Origin of the sequence: Microbacterium oxydans, assembly GCF_000956405.1 — a bacterium.
In the GTDB taxonomy this organism is placed as follows: domain Bacteria; phylum Actinomycetota; class Actinomycetes; order Actinomycetales; family Microbacteriaceae; genus Microbacterium; species Microbacterium oxydans_C.
This window is the reverse complement of the sequence record NZ_JYIV01000025.1, coordinates 137036-152580: the sequence shown is the minus strand read 5'-3', so window position 1 is coordinate 152580 and position 15545 is coordinate 137036. Positions and strand designations below refer to the sequence as shown.

Here is a 15545-nt window from a genome sequence, read left to right as displayed (position 1 = left end):
CTAGGCTGGCGACATGACCGCGAAGATCCGAGTTTCCACCGACGCCGCCCCCGCCCCCGCCCACACGTTCTCGCAGGGAATCCGCAAGGGCCCGTTCGTCCAGGTCTCCGGCCAGGGGCCCGTCGACCCCAAGACGAACGAGTACCTGTATCCCGGAGACGTCGCGGCTCAGACCACGCGCACGCTCGAGAACGTGAAGGCGATCGTCGAGGCGTCCGGCGCGACGTTCGACGACGTCGTGATGCTGCGCGTCTACCTGACCAAGCGCGAGGACTTCCCGATCATGAACGACGCGTACGGCGCGTTCGTGACCGCGCACACGACCAACGGCGTCCTGCCGTCGCGCACCACCGTCTTCACGGGCCTGCCGCGCGAGGAGATGCTCGTCGAGATCGACGGCATCGCGATCATCGACTGACACCCGAGTTGCGGGGAGGCACGTTATCACGGACCGTTGCCTCCCCGTTACCTCCCATCCCGTACCATTGGACGTCAGGACACGTTTGAGATCCGGGGGGTGAAGTTCGTGACCGATCTGATTTCTGCGCCGGGCGCAGCAGCCGAGGCGCGTGGAGATGACTCCGCGCCCACTGCAGTGCTCGCACCGACGGAGGCTCCCACCGAGACCGTCCCGCCGACCACCGGTGACCAGCCGCTCGCCTGGGCTCCGATCGAACCGTCTCCCAAGAAGCGCCGCCTCGGCCTCTGGATCGGCCTCGGGCTGGGAGTGGTCGCCATCGGCGCGGGTGCCGCGTCGATGATCCTCATCGCTCCAGGCACCACGGTCGCCGGAATCCCCGTCGGGTGGATGACTCCGGGCGCGGCCGCCGACACCATCGACGCACGCCTCGCCCAGACCGAGATCACTCTCACCGGCGCGGGGGACGGAACGGTCCTGACCGGTGCCGACCTCGGCGCGAACGTCGATGCCACCGCTCTCGCCGACAAGGCGTTCGCCGAACACCCGCTGTGGAACCTCGGCGCCTGGATGGGTGACCCGGTCCCCGCCGACATCGCCTTCGACACGGCGAAGGCGGACGCGGCACTGCGTGGCGCCGTGCCGACCAGCTTCGACGACCCCGTAGATGCCGGGGTCGTCTTCGACGCTGCCAGCGGCGCCTTCGTGATCACACCGGCCGAGGCCGGAACCGGGATCGACCTCGCGGGCCTCAACACCGCCTTCGCGGAAGCGATCGGAGAGGGTCGCACCGCGCTCGAGTATTCGGGAGACGCCGCGGAGGCCAAGCCCGCGATCTCGGATGACGACGCCACCGCCACTGCGACCGCCCTGAACACGATGCTCCCCACGGTCGGCTTCTACATCGGCGAGGAGCGCACCGTCCCGGTCGACCCCGCCGTCGCCGCCTCGTGGCTGACGGTCGTCGATGACGACGGTCAGCTGGCCATCAAGGCCGACCCGCAGGCGATCCAGGCCACGGTGGACGGGCTTCCCGCCGCCGTCGACCGCGCGCCGGTCAACGCGACCAACATCGTCGACTCCGCCGGAACCGTGCTCCGAGCGGAGCAGGAGGGCGCGGTCGGCCGAGCGCTCGGAGACACGACGGGGATCGCCGCCCAGTTTGCCACGCAGCTGGAAGCCGGCAATGGAGCGTTCGCACTCTCGGTCACCGAGACCCCGTTCGAGACGGTGAGCCTGTTCCGCCGCATCGACATCAACCTCAGCTCGCAGCGCGCCGTCCTCTACGAGAACGGCGCGGTCGTGAACTCCTGGGCCGTATCCACCGGACTCCCCGGAACGCTGACCCCCACCGGCAACTTCAAGGTGTTCGCGCACACCCGCATCCAGGACATGGGCTGCTACGAAGGCGCACCGTACTGCACGAAGGACGTGCCCTGGATCACCTGGTTCGCTCCGAACATCGGCTTCCACGGCACGTATTGGCACAACAACTTCGGCCAGCGCATGAGCCACGGCTGCGTCAACCTGCCGATCGACCTCGCGAAGTACGTGTACGACTGGTCCCCCAAGGGCCTCGAGATCTCCGTCCACTACTGACGAGGACGCCCACTCCTGACGAGGACGTCCACTCCTGACGAGGACGCCCACTCCTGACGAGGACGTCCACTCCTGACGAGGACGTCCACTCCTGACAAGGACGCCCACTCCTGTCGAGGGCGTCCAGCGCTCCACTCGACGAGCCGGGTACGAAGAAGGGGGCGGATGCCGCAGCATCCGCCCCCTTCCGTCGTCTCAACGCAGGGCGTCGACGATCGTGTTGAGCGTCGTGGACGGGCGCATGACGGCTTCGACGAGCTTCTCGTCCGGACGGTAGTACCCACCGATCTCCGCGGGCTGTCCCTGCACGGCGTTGAGCTCGGAGACGATGGCCTCCTCGTTCGCGGCGAGGTTCTCGGCGATCGGCGCGAAGGCCGCAGCGAGCTCGGCATCCTTCGTCTGCGCGGCCAGCTCCTTCGCCCAGTACAGGCCGAGGTAGAAGTGGCTGCCACGGTTGTCGATCGTGCCGAGCGCACGGCCGGGCGAGCGGTCCTCCTCGAGGAAGGTTCCGGTCGCGGCGTCGAGCGTCTCCGCCAGCACGCGGGCCTTCTCGTTGCCCGTGCGGTCGGCGAAATGCTCGAGCGATGCCGCCAGCGCGAAGAACTCACCCAGCGAGTCCCAGCGCAGGTAGTTCTGCTCGACCAGCTGCTGCACGTGCTTCGGAGCGGAGCCACCGGCACCCGTCTCGAACAGTCCACCGCCGGCGAGCAGCGGCACGATCGAGAGCATCTTGGCGCTCGTGCCGACCTCAAGGATCGGGAACAGGTCGGTGAGGTAGTCACGCAGCACGTTGCCGGTCACCGAGATGGTGTCGAGCCCGTGCCGCATGCGGGCGAGCGTGTAGCGCGTGGCCTCCTCCGGAGCGAGGATCGTGATCGTCAGGCCCTTGGTGTCGAGCGTGGCGAGCCCCTGGTGCACCTTGGCGATGATCTGCGCGTCGTGCGAACGGTTGGCGTCCAGCCAGAACACGGCGGGGTCGCCGGTCGCACGTGCACGGGTCACGGCGAGCTTGACCCAGTCCATCACCGGGATGTGCTTGGTCTGCGTCGCACGCCAGATGTCGCCCTTGCCCACGGTGTGCTCGATGAGCACCGTGCCCTCGCTGTCGAGCACCTGGACGATGCCGTCTGCCGCGATCTCGAAGGTCTTGTCGTGGCTGCCGTACTCCTCTGCCGCCTGCGCCATGAGCCCGACGTTCGGGACGGTGCCGATGGTGGCGGGGTCGAGCGGGCCGTTCGCGATCACGTCGTCGATGACCGCCTGGTAGACGCTCGCGTAGGACGAGTCGGGGATGACCGCGATCGTGTCGGCCTCTTCGCCGTCCTTGCCCCAGAGCTTCCCGCCGTTGCGGACGAGGGCAGGCATCGACGCATCGACGATGACATCGCTCGGCACGTGCAGGTTGGTGATCCCCTTGTCGGAGTTCACGTAGGACAGGCGCGGTCCTTCGGCGATGGCCTTGTCGAACGCCGCAGCGATCTGCTCGCCGCCGGTGACGTCGGCCAGACCCGCGAGGATCGAACCGAGGCCGTCGTTCGCGCTCAGGCCCGCCTCGGCGAGCTGCGTGCCGTACTGGTCGAAGACGTCCTTGAAGAACGCCTTCACCACGTGACCGAAGATGATCGGGTCGCTGACCTTCATCATGGTGGCCTTGAGGTGCACGGAGTAGAGCACGTCGTCGGCCTTGGCCGCCTCGAGCGTCTCGGCGAGGAACGCGTCCAGCTCCTTCGCGGACAGGAACGTGGCGTCGATGATCTCGCGCGGGAGGACCTTGAGGCCTTCCTTGAGGACCGTGACCGTGCCGTCGTCGGCCGTGTGGCGGAACGAGAGGACGTCGTCGTGAGCGGCGACCCAGGAGCGCTCGTTGTGCTTGAAGTCGTCGTGACCCAGGGTCGCGACACGGGTCTTCGAGCCCTCAGCGAACGGTTTGTTGCGGTGCGGGTGCTTCTTGGCGTAGTTCTTCACGGCCAGGGGCGCGCGACGGTCGCTGTTGCCCTCGCGCAGCACCGGGTTGACGGCGGAGCCCTTGATGCGGTCGTACCGGGCGCGGACGTCCTTCTCCTCGAGGGAGCTCGGGTCGTCCGGGAAGTCGGGGATGTCGAAGCCCTGCTTCTGCAGCTCGGCGATCGCACCCTTCAGCTGAGGGATCGATGCCGAGATGTTCGGCAGCTTGATGATGTTGGCCTCGGGAAGGGTGGCGAGACCACCGAGCTCGGCGAGAGCGTCGCCCACCTGCTGCTCAGGAGTGAGCTTCTGGGGGAAGGCGGCGAGGATGCGGCCTGCCAGCGAGATGTCGCGCGTCTCGACCTCGATGCCGGCCTGGCCGGTGTATGCCTGGATGATCGGGAGGAACGAGGCGGTGGCGAGCGCCGGTGCCTCGTCTGTGTACGTGTAGATGATGGCGTCGTCGGTCACCGGGAGGTACTCCGTTCGCGGGGAAATTTGTCTCGATACCAAGATACCTGAGCCGGTCTGACCCTGTGGTCCAGGCCGATGACCCGCGGCCGCTCCATGTCGACGAACGGCCACAGAGCGGCGAAAACTTCGCCGGAGACGTGTCGCACCTCTCCGGAGGGGTTAGCCTGGGTCCATGTCCGAACTGCGCATGGTCGAACTCTCCGCTGCGACGATCGTCGCCGTGAACAACCTGTCGCTCAAGCCCGGACAGGAGCAGTTCCTCGCTCCGGTCTCCTACGGGATCGCAGCGACCGTCATCAACCCGCAGACCTCCTGGCAGCGGGTGATCCTGGACCGCAACGAGGTCGTCGGCTTCGTCAGCGCCAACTTCGACGACGAGGCCCCGGAGGAGCACTTCCGCTCCGTGCTGTGGCGCATCAACGTCGATGCAGACGACCAGGGCCGCGGCGTCGGCCGCTTCGCCGTCGAGGCGCTCATCGACGAGGCGCGCGAACGCGGAGTCGACCACGTCAACGTGATCTACGAAGCCGGCGAGGACGGCCCCGAGGCCTTCTTCCGCCGCGTCGGTTTCACCCCTGTCGGGGAGACGGCCTACGGCGAGGTCATCGCCGAGATCCGCGTCACCACCTAGACCGGGCGGCGGGGTCTCGAATCCCCTCCCCCATCGAGACCTCGTCGCCCTTCACTCCCCTTCAGGGGAGCGCTCTCACAGACCGACGTCCCTCTCGTCGTCAGGAACGGTCGTCGGGAGTGCCGCCTGGTCTGCGCCGGCTCGTCCACGACGAGAGCGCGGCCGCGGCTGCTCCGGCTGCACGGTCGATGGCCTCGGCGGAATGATTCAGCATGTCCTGAGCGGCGTCCTGCCACGCCGGCGTCGCCGGCGCCTCCCCCGCGTGAACCTTCGCGGCGTGCTCGGCAGCCTCGAACGCCCGCTCGAGCTCGGCGACCGCGTCACGATAGGCGGCGAACTCGGCCGGGGTGATGCGTCCGGAGGCCGCGCGGCGCATCTCCGCCGCGTGTCCGGCGGCACGGAGGTACGCGGCAGTCTGCGCGGACTTCACATCGGTCATCGCCGGATAGGAGATCTGCAACGCGGGATCGGTCTCGTAATGCATCCAGCGCGACGTCACCGCCTCATGCGCGGCGTGGAGTCGTTCGAGGGGACGCGGCTCCGACGCGGAAGGCACCGCACCGCGAGCCGCGTTCAGCCGTACCTGGCGCGCGCGCACATCGGCCGACGCGGCCTTCGCATCGCGTTCCCGCTCCTTCAGCATCCGTCGAGCCCCGGCCACCTGTTCGGGCGTCGCTCGCTGGGCGGCCCGCTCCGCCGTGATACGGGCGAGGTCGGCGCGGGCGATCTTCCACGCGGTACGCCGCTCAGCGGCGACCAGCTGCGCCTCCCTGAGGTCGTGGCGGGCGGCATCGACCGCGAGCCGGCGTCCGCTCACCGTGCTGTTGCGACGTCGCATTCCCATCACACCCACCGTCCCCGCGGCGACTGTCGCCGGCGCGATCCACCACCACTCGGCGACGAGCAGCAGGGGGTCCATACCTCGATGCTACCCACGTGACGCGATCGACGCCCGGCCCCGGTGCAGGATATGCAAACGACTCCGGTCGCGATACGCCGGCCGACCTGTGCGGACGGCTGTCGTATCGCGACCGGAGGAGGTGAGGTCAGACGAGCGTCTCCTGCCAGGCCGCATGCAGCTGCGCGAACTTGCCGGTGCCTCCGATGAGCGCAGCAGGGGTGTCGTCCTCGATGATGCGCCCATGCTCCATCACGAGCACTCGATCGGCGATCGCGACCGTCGACAGGCGGTGCGCGATGATGATCGCCGTGCGGTCCTTCAGCAGGGTCTGCAGGGCATCCTGGATCAAGCGCTCGGACGGGATGTCGAGAGATGCCGTGGCCTCATCGAGGATCAGCACCGCAGGATCCGCGAGGAAGGCCCTGGCGAACGAGATCAGCTGACGTTGACCGGCCGACACCCTGCCGCCGCGCTTGTTCACATCGGTGCCGTACCCGTCAGGCAGCGATGAGATGAAGCCGTCGGCACCGACCGCTCTCGCGGCCGCCTTGATCTCGTCGAGGGTCGCATCCGGCTTTCCGAGCGCGATGTTGTCGGCGACCGTGCCGCTGAACAGGTAGGCCTCCTGCGTGACCATGACGATCGCGCGGCGGAGATCCTTCGGGTGCAACGAGCGCAGATCGACGCCGTCCAGCGTCACCAGCCCCTGGGAGGGGTCGTAGAACCGCGAGATGAGCTTGGCGAGCGTGGACTTCCCGGCGCCGGTCGTACCGACGAGGGCGATCGTCTGCCCCGCCGGGATGTCGAGCGAGAAGTTCGGGAGGATCGTCTTCTCACCGTTGTAGCCGAAGGTCACCTCGTCGAACTCGACGTGCCCACGGGCCTCCCAGAGGTCGACGGGGTTCTCGGGGTCCGGAACGGTCGGAACCTCCTCGAGCACCCCGGACACCTTCTCCAGCGCGGCCGTGGCCGACTGGTACGAGTTCAGGAACATCGCGATCTCCTGCATCGGCGCGAAGAAGTTGCGCACGTAGAGCACTGCGGACAGCAGCACACCCACCGTCAGCGCCCCCTCCGACACCCGGATGCCGCCCCACAGCACGACGATGCCGAGCACGAGAGCCGCGACGCCCATCAGGCCCGGCTCGAACGTACCGAACAGCAGCATCGAGCGACGGTTGACGTCGCGGTAGTCGCCGGCGATCTCCTGGAACGCCTTGTCGTTGCGCGGCTCCTTGCGGAACGCCTTGACGGCGCGTATGCCGGTCATCGTCTCGACGAACTGCACGATCACCTTCGCGCTGATCACGCGCGACTCGCGGTACACGAGCTGCGAGCGGGAGTAGAACCAGCGCATCAGGTAGAACAGCGGCACTCCGCCGATCGCGAGGATCAACCCCGACTGCCAGTCCCAGACGCACAGGGCGATGAAGGTGAACAGCCCGAAGAGCACGCCGGAGACGAGTTCGTTCAGACCGCCGTCGAGCAGCTCCTTGATCGAGTCGAGGTCACTGGTCTGACGGGAGATGATGCGCCCCGACGTGTAGGACTCGTGGAACTCCAGGCTCAGGCGCTGGGTGTGCAGGAAGATGCGCTTGCGCAGATCCAGCAGCACCGCCTGGGTGAGCTTCGCCGCGATGATCACGTACCAGGCGATCAGAACGGCGGCGAGGGCGCCCGCCAGCAGGTAGATCCCTCCGATCATGAACGTCGGCATCCAGTCGGCCTTCTCGATCGCCGCCGGCAGCGCACGATCGAGACCGATGCTGATGAGGATCGGGCCGGCGACCTGGAGCGCGGTCGACACGATCAGAACCGCGGCCGCGAGCACGATCCGCGGCTTCAGCGGGCTGACCAGGGATCCGAGCAGACGGAGGGACCGACGACGGATCTCTCTGCTCTCCTCGCGGGTGTACTCGGAACGGTCCTCGTTCTGGGTTCCGGTGATGGCGGAGCTCATCGCTGCACCTCCTTCTCGGTGATCGGGTCTTCGTCGGCGTCCTGCATCCCGAGGCCCGCACGGACCTCTTCCTCGATCTCCGCCTGTTCATCGCGGATCACCGGGATGGCGCCGGTACGCGCGGCCTCCTCCGCTTCGAGGCTGGAGATGACGTGACGGTAATGCCGACTCGTCTTCAGCAGTTCGGAGTGCGTCCCCACCGCCGTCACACGACCGGCCTCGAGCAGGGCGACGCGATCGGCGAGCGCGACGGTCGAGGGACGATGCGCGACGATCAACGCGGTCGTGTCTGCGAGCACGTGCCGCAGAGCCTCCTCCACGAGCGCCTCGGTGTCGACGTCGAGCGCCGACAGCGGGTCGTCGAGCACGAGCACCTTCGGCTTCGCCGCCACCGCGCGAGCGAGCGCGAGTCGCTGACGCTGCCCGCCGGAGAGGCTGAGCCCCTCCTCGCCGATCACCGTCTCCACACCGTCCGGCAGCGAGTCGACGAACGACGCCTGAGCGACATCGAGAGCCTCGCGCAACACGCGCTCGCCCTCTTCACCATGCACGTCGAGCTCGGCGCGACCGAGCAGCACGTTCTCGCGCACGGTGGCCGAGAACAGCGTCGCGTCTTCGAATGCCATGGCGATGTGCTGACGGAGTTCCGCGAGCGGCAGATCGCGCACGTCGACCCCGTCGAGGGTGACCCTGCCTCCCGTCACGTCGTACAGACGCGTGGGCAGCGTGGTGAGGGTGGTCTTGCCGCTGCCGGTGAGACCGACCAGCGCCATGGTCTCCCCTGGTCGCAGCACCAGGTCGATGCCGTCGAGCAGGTCGCGTTCGTGCGCGCCGGCGTCTTGATAGCGGAAGTGCGCGTTCTCGAACGTGAGCTCTCCGCGCGGGTTCTCGATGTGCACCGGGTGCTCGGGGTCGGTGATGGTGTTTGTCTCCGAGAAGATGTCGAACACGCGGTCGGTCGCCGTGCGCGCATCGAGCATGAACGAGAACAGGAAGCCGATCGACTCGATGGGCCAGCGCAGCACGACGGCCATCGCGAAGAAGGCGAACAGTTGCGCCTCGCCGATCTGCCCGACGGAGATCAGCCAGATGCCGGACATCAGGCTGAGGCCGAACGCGATCTGCGGCATGAGGTCGAGCCAGAACCAGATCGACGCGATCGCACCGGCCTTGCTCATCTCGGTCTCGCGCAGCGTCTCGGCCTGCCTGCTGAAGCGGCTCAGGGCGTGCTTGCCGCGCCCGAACGCCTTCAGCACGCGGATCCCGTGCACGCTCTCCTCGACGCTGGTCGCGAGGTCGCCGGCCTGATCCTGGCTGCGGCGGGTGAGGGCGCCGTAGCGCTTCTCGAACAGGTAGCCGCGGATCCACAGCGGGATCGCCGTGACCAGGAAGATCGTGCCCAGCAGCCAGTGCCACCGGAACAGCAGCACGGAGCCGATGATGATCGTGAGGATGTTGACGACCAGGAGCACGAGGCCGAACGCGAGCCAGCGGCGGATGAGGCCGATGTCCTGCATCATGCGGCTGAGCAGCTGTCCTGAGCCCCACCGGTCGTGGAAGGACACCGGGAGGGTCTGCAGGCGCGAATAGAGCTCCGTGCGCATCTTGTACTCGACCTGCGTGGCCGGGTTGAGCACGAACTGACGTCGCAGCCATACCATGAGGGCCTCGCCCAGGGCGAGCGCGAACACGGCGACAGCACCCCAGATGATGGCGCTGATCTCACCCGAACGGACGGGTCCGCTGATGATCTGCTCGAGGACGATCGGAATCATCAGGGCGATGACGGCGGCGATGAGCGCGCTGGCGGCACCGCCGGCGAGCCGCCAGATGACCGGCTTCACGAAGGGCTTCAGGCGCCACAGTGCAGCCGGAGTGGAAAGGGTCGATGAAGGCGAGGGATTCTGCGCGGAAGGCGAGGAGGACATGTCTCTCAGACGAGTTTCGTATGGACAGCGGTTGCGGAAGGGGACGGATGCGAGAGCGGACCCACAGGGTCCGGCATCCGACGGAGAAGGGGCGGGGTGGCTCTAGGAGAGCGGACGCGCCGGGGTCGAGCCGAGAGCTGCGATCCGCGCGGTGGCGATCGTGAACATGGTGTCCTCCTCAGGGGCTCGGCGATGTCGTCCGGTTGGCGCGACAGCCCACCAGCCTATTGCTGTGAACCAGCTGAAAGCAAGAGACATTCCCGATCAGTCCGAACGCCGCACCCCCCTGCCTCCGTGACGCTGTCGATTCAGCCCGCGGCGCTCTCCCTCGCGAGCAAGCTCTCCTTGACGTCGACGCCCCACGCGAACCCTCCAAGACTCCCGTCGGTGCGCAGCACCCGGTGGCAGGGCACGAAGAGCGCGGGGGCGTTGCGGGCGCAGATCGACGCGGCAGCGCGAACGGCCCGCGGGTTGTCGAGGCGTGCGGCGAACTCGGTGTAGGTCAGCGGCCCACCGGGCTCGATCTCCCGGAGCGCCGACCAGCCGGCGAGCTGGAGTGCGGTGCCGGTCTGCTTCACGGAGACGGAGTCGATCGCCGAGAGGTCGCCCGCGTAGTAGGCGACCACCGCGTCCGCGGCATCCGTCTCCGCGTCGCGCAGCGACTCGGGTCGGTTCGCCACGGACAGCCGTCCGAGGATCGCCTCGACATCGGACGTCCACCCCGAGGACAGCACACGCTGACGGTCGTCGGCGAGGACCGTGAAGGCGCCGTCCGGCGTCTGGATGGTCTGGATCAGGGCGGTCATGAGTTCTCCTTCGTCGTCGTCTCGATGAGGCGGCCTGCCCCAGCGACTCGCCGTGGACTGGCAGGTCGCACCGGAGCGGCACGCCAGAGGTGGGCGCTCAGATAGCTGCGCCATGGCGCGGCGCGCATGGCCCAGGTGGTGAGCGGTCGAGGTTCGCTGGGCAGCCCGGCAGCTGCAGCACCCGCCCGCAGCGCGACGTCTCCCGGCAGCAGCACGTCGGGATCGCCGAGCACACGCATGCGCACGTAGTCTGCGGTCCACGGTCCGATGCCGGGCATCGCGAGCAGAGCAGCGCGCTGTTCGATGCCGTCGTCTCCGACAGTGAGCGTCAGCGATCCGTCGGCGAGGGCGGCCGCTGCACCGGTGATGGCGCGGATACGGGCGGCCGGACCACGCAGCACCTCGGCTCCGTGAGCGGCGATGGCCGCCATCGTCGGGAAGAGCAGTCCGTTCTCGGTGCGCTCCCCCAGTGCCTCGGTGAGCGCGGTGAGTGCCGTGCGGGCGGCGACCACGGTGATCTGCTGCCCCACCATCGCGCGGATGAGCATCTCATGCGGATCAGCCGACCCCGGCACGCGGATGCCGGGGGTGCGCGCGACGAGCGGCGCGATCTCGTCGTGTTTTGAGAGCGCCTCGTCGATCGCCAGAGGGTCCGCATCGAGGTCGAAGATGCGGCGCGCGGTCGAGACCAACGGTGCCAGATCGCCCAGCCGCGCGACCCTCGCCCGCAGGTGCAGGCGCTCCCCCTCGTCCTGCCTCACCTCGAACCAAGCGGGACCGCCGGACATGCGGAGGTGACGCGAGAACGAGGTCTCTGTGCTCTCCTCGACGCCGGGGATCGCACGCGCCGCCATCCAGGCGAAGATGCCGCTCGCGTCGAGCGGACCGCGGTAAGGCAGCACCAGGTCGATCGAGCCGGGAGCGGCGGATGCCGGGAGCCGCCGACGGGCCCTGAGCTCTCCCGGTGTGAGTCCGAAGACCTCGCGGATCGTGTCGTTGCACTGCCGGATGCTGGCGAACCCGGCGGAGAACGCGACATCGGAGACGGGCATATCGGTGCCGACGAGCAGCATCCGCGCGGTGTGCGCCCTGTGCGCTCTGGCCAACGCGAGCGGCCCGGCACCGAGTTCGGTGGTCAGCAGCCGCGTGAGGTGTCGACCGGAATAGCCCAGGCGCGCAGCCAACCCCGGCACGCCTTCGCGCTCCACGACACCGTCGGAGATCAGCCTCATCGCTCGCGCGGCGGTGTCTCCACGGAGATCCCATGCCGGCGAGCCAGGAGCAGCTTCGGGCAGGCAGCGTTTGCACGCCCGATAGCCTGCCTCGTGCGCGGCGGCGCTGGTCGGATAGAACGTCACGTTCTGCGGTTTGGGCGTGCGCGCGGGGCAGCTCGGACGGCAGTAGATGCCGGTCGAGCGGACGGCCGTCACGAACTGCCCGTCGAAGCGGGTGTCGCGCGCGCTGATCGCACGGTAGCGCTCGTCGAAGTCCGTCACGGGGAAGCTCATGCCTCCACTGTGTCATGCCCCACCGACAACGACTGGCGGAAATCGGACACGACTGTCGCGGAGTGACCGTCCCTCGTCAGCGACCCCAGCGGAATGCGCGGCTGACCGCGCGCAGGGGCTCCGTGACCTTCCAGCTCGCGCTCGCTCGCAACGATGCCAGGGCATCATCACGGGCGACGATGGCCTCGGAGAGGCGCACTCTCTCCGCCTGGAGCATCTCGACGACCCGGTGCAGGGAAGAGACCTCTGCCTCCAGGTGAGGGATGCGGGCTGTTCGCGCTATCGATGCTCCGAGACGCTCGAAGTCAGCACGGATGGCTTCGGCGACCGAGGCGTCGGCATCGAAGAGCGCGCGCAACGGCTCCTGGGTGATCGTCCCCACCGCGACCACTCCAAGACCGTGCCCGTGGTGGAAGGCGAACGAGCGCCCGGGTTCGGCGATCTCATCCCACAGGCGCCAGACGCCGAAGTCGTCTCGTCGTTCGACGATGTCGTGGAAGAGGATCACTCCTCCCTCGCGGACGGTGTCCCGCCACAGCTCGTAGTCCTCGAGCGCGTCCTCATAGCTATGGCGCCCGTCGATGTGGAGGAGGTCGACGGACGACACCCCGAAACGCGGTCGCGAGTCCGAGAAGTATCCGCGGTGCAGTATCACCGACGAGGGGTAGTCCCGTCGAGCGATCGCGCGCACACCCCGGTACGTGGAGTCGTCGTAGAACCCCGCGTGATCATCGCCTTCCCAGCTGTCCAAGGCGTTGATCGTGATCGGGTGACCCAACCGCTTCGCCGCTTCGGCGAACGCAAAGCACGAGAAACCGTTGTGCGTACCCAGCTCCACGACATCACGCGGGCGCAGCACGTCGATCAGCCATGCGGCGAACGCTCCATGGGTGATCCAGGCCGAATCCACGAGATGGGCCGGCGTCCAATACGAGGATGGTCTCAGCCACGGGGCCGCCGCTCTGTCGTCGGTCGAGCCTGCACACGCCTGTGTTTCCATACCGTCGCCCCATCGCCCCAGTGAGCGCCCAGTATATAGGCGGCCCGTCGGCGCGAGCCATACTGATTTCCCGGAACGGAGCGCCCAGGGCGCAGGCGTGCGCTCAGTGGAAGAAGTGACGCTCCCCCGTGAAGAACATCGTGACGCCCGCCTTGCGGGCCGCGTCCACGACCTCCTCGTCGCGCACGGAGCCGCCCGGCTGCACGATCGCCGTGACTCCGGCGTCGATCAGCACCTGGGCACCATCGGCGAAGGGGAAGAACGCATCGGAGGACGCGACCGATCCGGCCGCACGGTCCCCTGCCCGCTCCACCGCGAGGCGGCAGGAGTCGACGCGGTTGACCTGGCCCATGCCGACACCGACCGTGGCGTTGTCCTTTGCGAGCACGATCGCGTTCGACTTGACGGCTCGGCACGCCTTCCACGCGAAGATGAGGTTCTCCATCTCCTCGTCGCTGGGGCGCTCGCCCGAGACCAGCTCCCAGTTCTTCGCGACGGAGACGATGTCGTCGGGGAAGCGGTCGGCATCCTGCAGCAGCAGACCGCCGGAGACGAGACGCACGTCCATGCGCTCCTGCTGCCAGTCCTCGGGCAGCTGCAGCAGACGCAGGTTCTTCTTCGCCTTGAAGACCTCCAGTGCCGCGGGCTCGAACGACGGCGCGACGATGACCTCGGTGAAGATGTCCTTGAGGTTCTCGGCCATCTTCAGGGTCACCGTGCCGTTGGCCGCGATCACGCCGCCGTACGCCGAGACGGGGTCGCACTCGTGCGCGCGCAGGTGGGCGCTGGCGATCGGGTCGAGTGCGTTCGGCGCAGTCGTGGCGATACCGCACGGGTTGGCGTGCTTGATGATGGCGACGGCCGGCTTGACCATGTCGTAGGCCGCACGCAGGGCGGCGTCGGCGTCGACGTAGTTGTTGTACGACATCTCCTTGCCCTGCAGCTGGGTGGCCTGCGCGATGCCGTGACCGCCGGCACGGGTGTAGATGGCGCCGCGCTGGTGCGAGTTCTCGCCGTAGCGGAGCGTCGCGAGCCGTTCCGCCTGGATCGTGAGATGGGTCGGCAGGTCGCCGTCGTCCTGCAGCGTGCCCTCGGCGAACCAGGAGGCGACCGCGGTGTCGTATGCCGCCGTGTGCGCGAACGCCCGGGCTGCCAGCTCACGACGCTGCGTCAGCGAGGTGCCGCCATCGCCGATCGCCGCGATGATGCCGGGATACGACTGCGGAGAAACCACGATCGCCACGTTCGCGTGGTTCTTCGCTGCAGCGCGAACCATCGCGGGGCCGCCGATGTCGATCTGCTCGACCACGTCGTCGCCCGCCGCCCCGGAGGCGACGGTCTCGACGAACGGGTAGAGGTTGACGACCACGAGCTCGAAGGGGGTGATGTCGAGGTCGGCGAGCTGGCGCTCGTGGTCCTCGAGACGCAGGTCGGCGAGCAGACCGCCGTGGATCTTCGGGTGCAGCGTCTTGACGCGGCCGTCGAGCATCTCAGCGACACCCGTCACCGCGGCGACGTCGGTGACCTCGAATCCCGCCTCCCGGATGCTCGAGGCCGTCGAGCCGGTCGAGACGATCTCGACACCCGCGTCAGCGAGCGCCGCAGCCAGCACGAGCAGGTCGGTCTTGTCGCTCACCGAGACGAGCGCGCGCCTGATCGGCACGGTGTCGCGATCGCGGTAGAGCGTGGGGTCGTGGCGGGGGCCGGCCATGAAGGGCTCCTTCGTGCGGGGGTGCGGGTGAGGGGGTCAGGAGGAAGAGCTGAGGACGAGGTCGCCGGTCGCGATCCCACGGACCACGTCGATGAGCAGACGGCGCTCGACGGGCTTGATGCGCTCGTGCAGGCTGTGCTCGGTGTCACCGTCGAGGATCGGAACCCGCTCCTGCGCCAGGATCGGGCCGGTGTCGACGCCGTCGTCGACGACGATCACGCTGGCCCCGGTCTGTGCGACGCCCGCCGCGAGCGCGTCGCGGACGCCGTGGGCGCCGGGGAACTCGGGCAGGAAGGCGGGGTGCGTGTTGATGAGGCGCGGCGAGTACTGCGCGACCAGCGAGGGGGGAAGCAGGCGCATGAGACCGCTCAGCACCACGAGGTCAGGGTTCCAGACCGTGAGCTGGCCGGCGAGCTCCGCACCCCATGCCTCGCGGCTCTCGTGCTCATGCCACGGCACGGTGAAACTGGGGACGCCGAACTCCTCGGCGTGGGCGAGGCCCTCGGCTTCGCGGTCGGCACCCACGACGACCACCCTGGCGGGAAAATCGGGATGACGAGCGGCCTCGAGGAGGGCGCGAAGGTTCGAGCCGGTGCCCGAGATGAGAACGGCGACCGTGAGCACGCGCCCAGTCTACCGGGGCGCCGACACCCGTTCCGCCCGGC

Annotated in this window: 12 protein-coding genes; 3 read left to right on the top strand and 9 right to left on the bottom strand. The window is 68.3% G+C overall.

All coding sequences use genetic code 11. The features are described 5' to 3' along the window. Positions 1-13 precede the first annotated feature (13 nt). Positions 14-418: a RidA family protein gene (locus RN51_RS09450; RefSeq protein ID WP_045263788.1), complete on the top strand. Its 405-nt coding sequence runs from the start codon at positions 14-16 to the stop codon at positions 416-418. 108 nt (positions 419-526) lie between these two features. Continuing rightward, complete coding sequence (locus RN51_RS09445; RefSeq protein WP_231579265.1) at positions 527-2017, top strand: L,D-transpeptidase; 1491 nt, start codon at positions 527-529, stop codon at positions 2015-2017. Positions 2018-2212: 195 nt separating this feature from the next. Here RN51_RS09445 and RN51_RS09440 read toward each other — a convergent pair whose 3' ends face one another. Then, a complete protein-coding gene (locus RN51_RS09440) occupies positions 2213-4432 on the bottom strand; it encodes an NADP-dependent isocitrate dehydrogenase (protein ID WP_045263787.1) in 2220 nt (739 codons plus the stop codon). Between the two features lie 175 nt (positions 4433-4607). Between RN51_RS09440 and RN51_RS09435 the strand changes: the two genes are divergently transcribed. Beyond that, on the top strand, positions 4608-5066 hold the full coding sequence (locus tag RN51_RS09435; protein ID WP_045263786.1) for a GNAT family N-acetyltransferase: 459 nt from the start codon (positions 4608-4610) through the stop codon (positions 5064-5066). Between the two features lie 100 nt (positions 5067-5166). Here RN51_RS09435 and RN51_RS09430 read toward each other — a convergent pair whose 3' ends face one another. The 8 genes from RN51_RS09430 to purN form a co-directional block, all read right to left on the bottom strand. After that, entirely contained in the window at positions 5167-5985 is an 819-nt protein-coding gene (locus RN51_RS09430) for a hypothetical protein (protein WP_045263785.1), read from the bottom strand. 127 nt (positions 5986-6112) lie between these two features. After that, complete coding sequence (locus tag RN51_RS09425) at positions 6113-7927, bottom strand: ABC transporter ATP-binding protein (RefSeq protein WP_045263784.1); 1815 nt, start codon at positions 7925-7927, stop codon at positions 6113-6115. Continuing rightward, complete coding sequence (locus RN51_RS09420) at positions 7924-9855, bottom strand: ABC transporter ATP-binding protein (RefSeq protein WP_045263783.1); 1932 nt, start codon at positions 9853-9855, stop codon at positions 7924-7926. The genes RN51_RS09425 and RN51_RS09420 overlap by 4 nt, the downstream gene beginning before the upstream one ends. Before the next feature lie 308 nt (positions 9856-10163). Continuing rightward, positions 10164-10661, bottom strand: coding sequence for a methylated-DNA--[protein]-cysteine S-methyltransferase (locus RN51_RS09415; RefSeq protein ID WP_045263782.1), 498 nt, complete (start codon positions 10659-10661; stop codon positions 10164-10166). After that, complete coding sequence (locus RN51_RS09410) at positions 10658-12169, bottom strand: DNA-3-methyladenine glycosylase 2 family protein (RefSeq protein WP_045263781.1); 1512 nt, start codon at positions 12167-12169, stop codon at positions 10658-10660. Before RN51_RS09410 ends, RN51_RS09415 begins: the two co-directional genes overlap by 4 nt. Positions 12170-12245: 76 nt before the next feature. Next, on the bottom strand, positions 12246-13169 hold the full coding sequence (locus RN51_RS09405) for a class I SAM-dependent methyltransferase (RefSeq protein ID WP_052674663.1): 924 nt from the start codon (positions 13167-13169) through the stop codon (positions 12246-12248). Between the two features lie 103 nt (positions 13170-13272). Next, positions 13273-14880: a bifunctional phosphoribosylaminoimidazolecarboxamide formyltransferase/IMP cyclohydrolase gene (purH, locus tag RN51_RS09400; RefSeq protein ID WP_045263780.1), complete on the bottom strand. Its 1608-nt coding sequence runs from the start codon at positions 14878-14880 to the stop codon at positions 13273-13275. A 36-nt stretch (positions 14881-14916) separates the two neighbouring features. Next, positions 14917-15504, bottom strand: a complete 588-nt coding sequence (purN, locus tag RN51_RS09395; RefSeq protein WP_045263779.1) for a phosphoribosylglycinamide formyltransferase — start codon at positions 15502-15504, stop codon at positions 14917-14919. Positions 15505-15545 lie beyond the last annotated feature (41 nt).

Bases quoted from the DNA above. Each gene is read 5' to 3' on its own strand.
- RN51_RS09435 (WP_045263786.1), top strand. From the start codon at position 4,608: ATGTCCGAACTGCGCATGGTCGAACTCTCCGCTGCGACGATCGTCGCC.
- purH (WP_045263780.1), bottom strand. From the start codon at position 14,880: ATGGCCGGCCCCCGCCACGACCCCACGCTCTACCGCGATCGCGACACC.
- RN51_RS09450 (WP_045263788.1), top strand. From the start codon at position 14: ATGACCGCGAAGATCCGAGTTTCCACCGACGCCGCCCCCGCCCCCGCC.
- RN51_RS09405 (WP_052674663.1), bottom strand. From the start codon at position 13,169: ATGGAAACACAGGCGTGTGCAGGCTCGACCGACGACAGAGCGGCGGCC.
- RN51_RS09430 (WP_045263785.1), bottom strand. From the start codon at position 5,985: ATGGACCCCCTGCTGCTCGTCGCCGAGTGGTGGTGGATCGCGCCGGCG.
- RN51_RS09420 (WP_045263783.1), bottom strand. From the start codon at position 9,855: ATGTCCTCCTCGCCTTCCGCGCAGAATCCCTCGCCTTCATCGACCCTT.
- RN51_RS09410 (WP_045263781.1), bottom strand. From the start codon at position 12,169: ATGAGCTTCCCCGTGACGGACTTCGACGAGCGCTACCGTGCGATCAGC.
- RN51_RS09425 (WP_045263784.1), bottom strand. From the start codon at position 7,927: ATGAGCTCCGCCATCACCGGAACCCAGAACGAGGACCGTTCCGAGTAC.
- RN51_RS09415 (WP_045263782.1), bottom strand. From the start codon at position 10,661: ATGACCGCCCTGATCCAGACCATCCAGACGCCGGACGGCGCCTTCACG.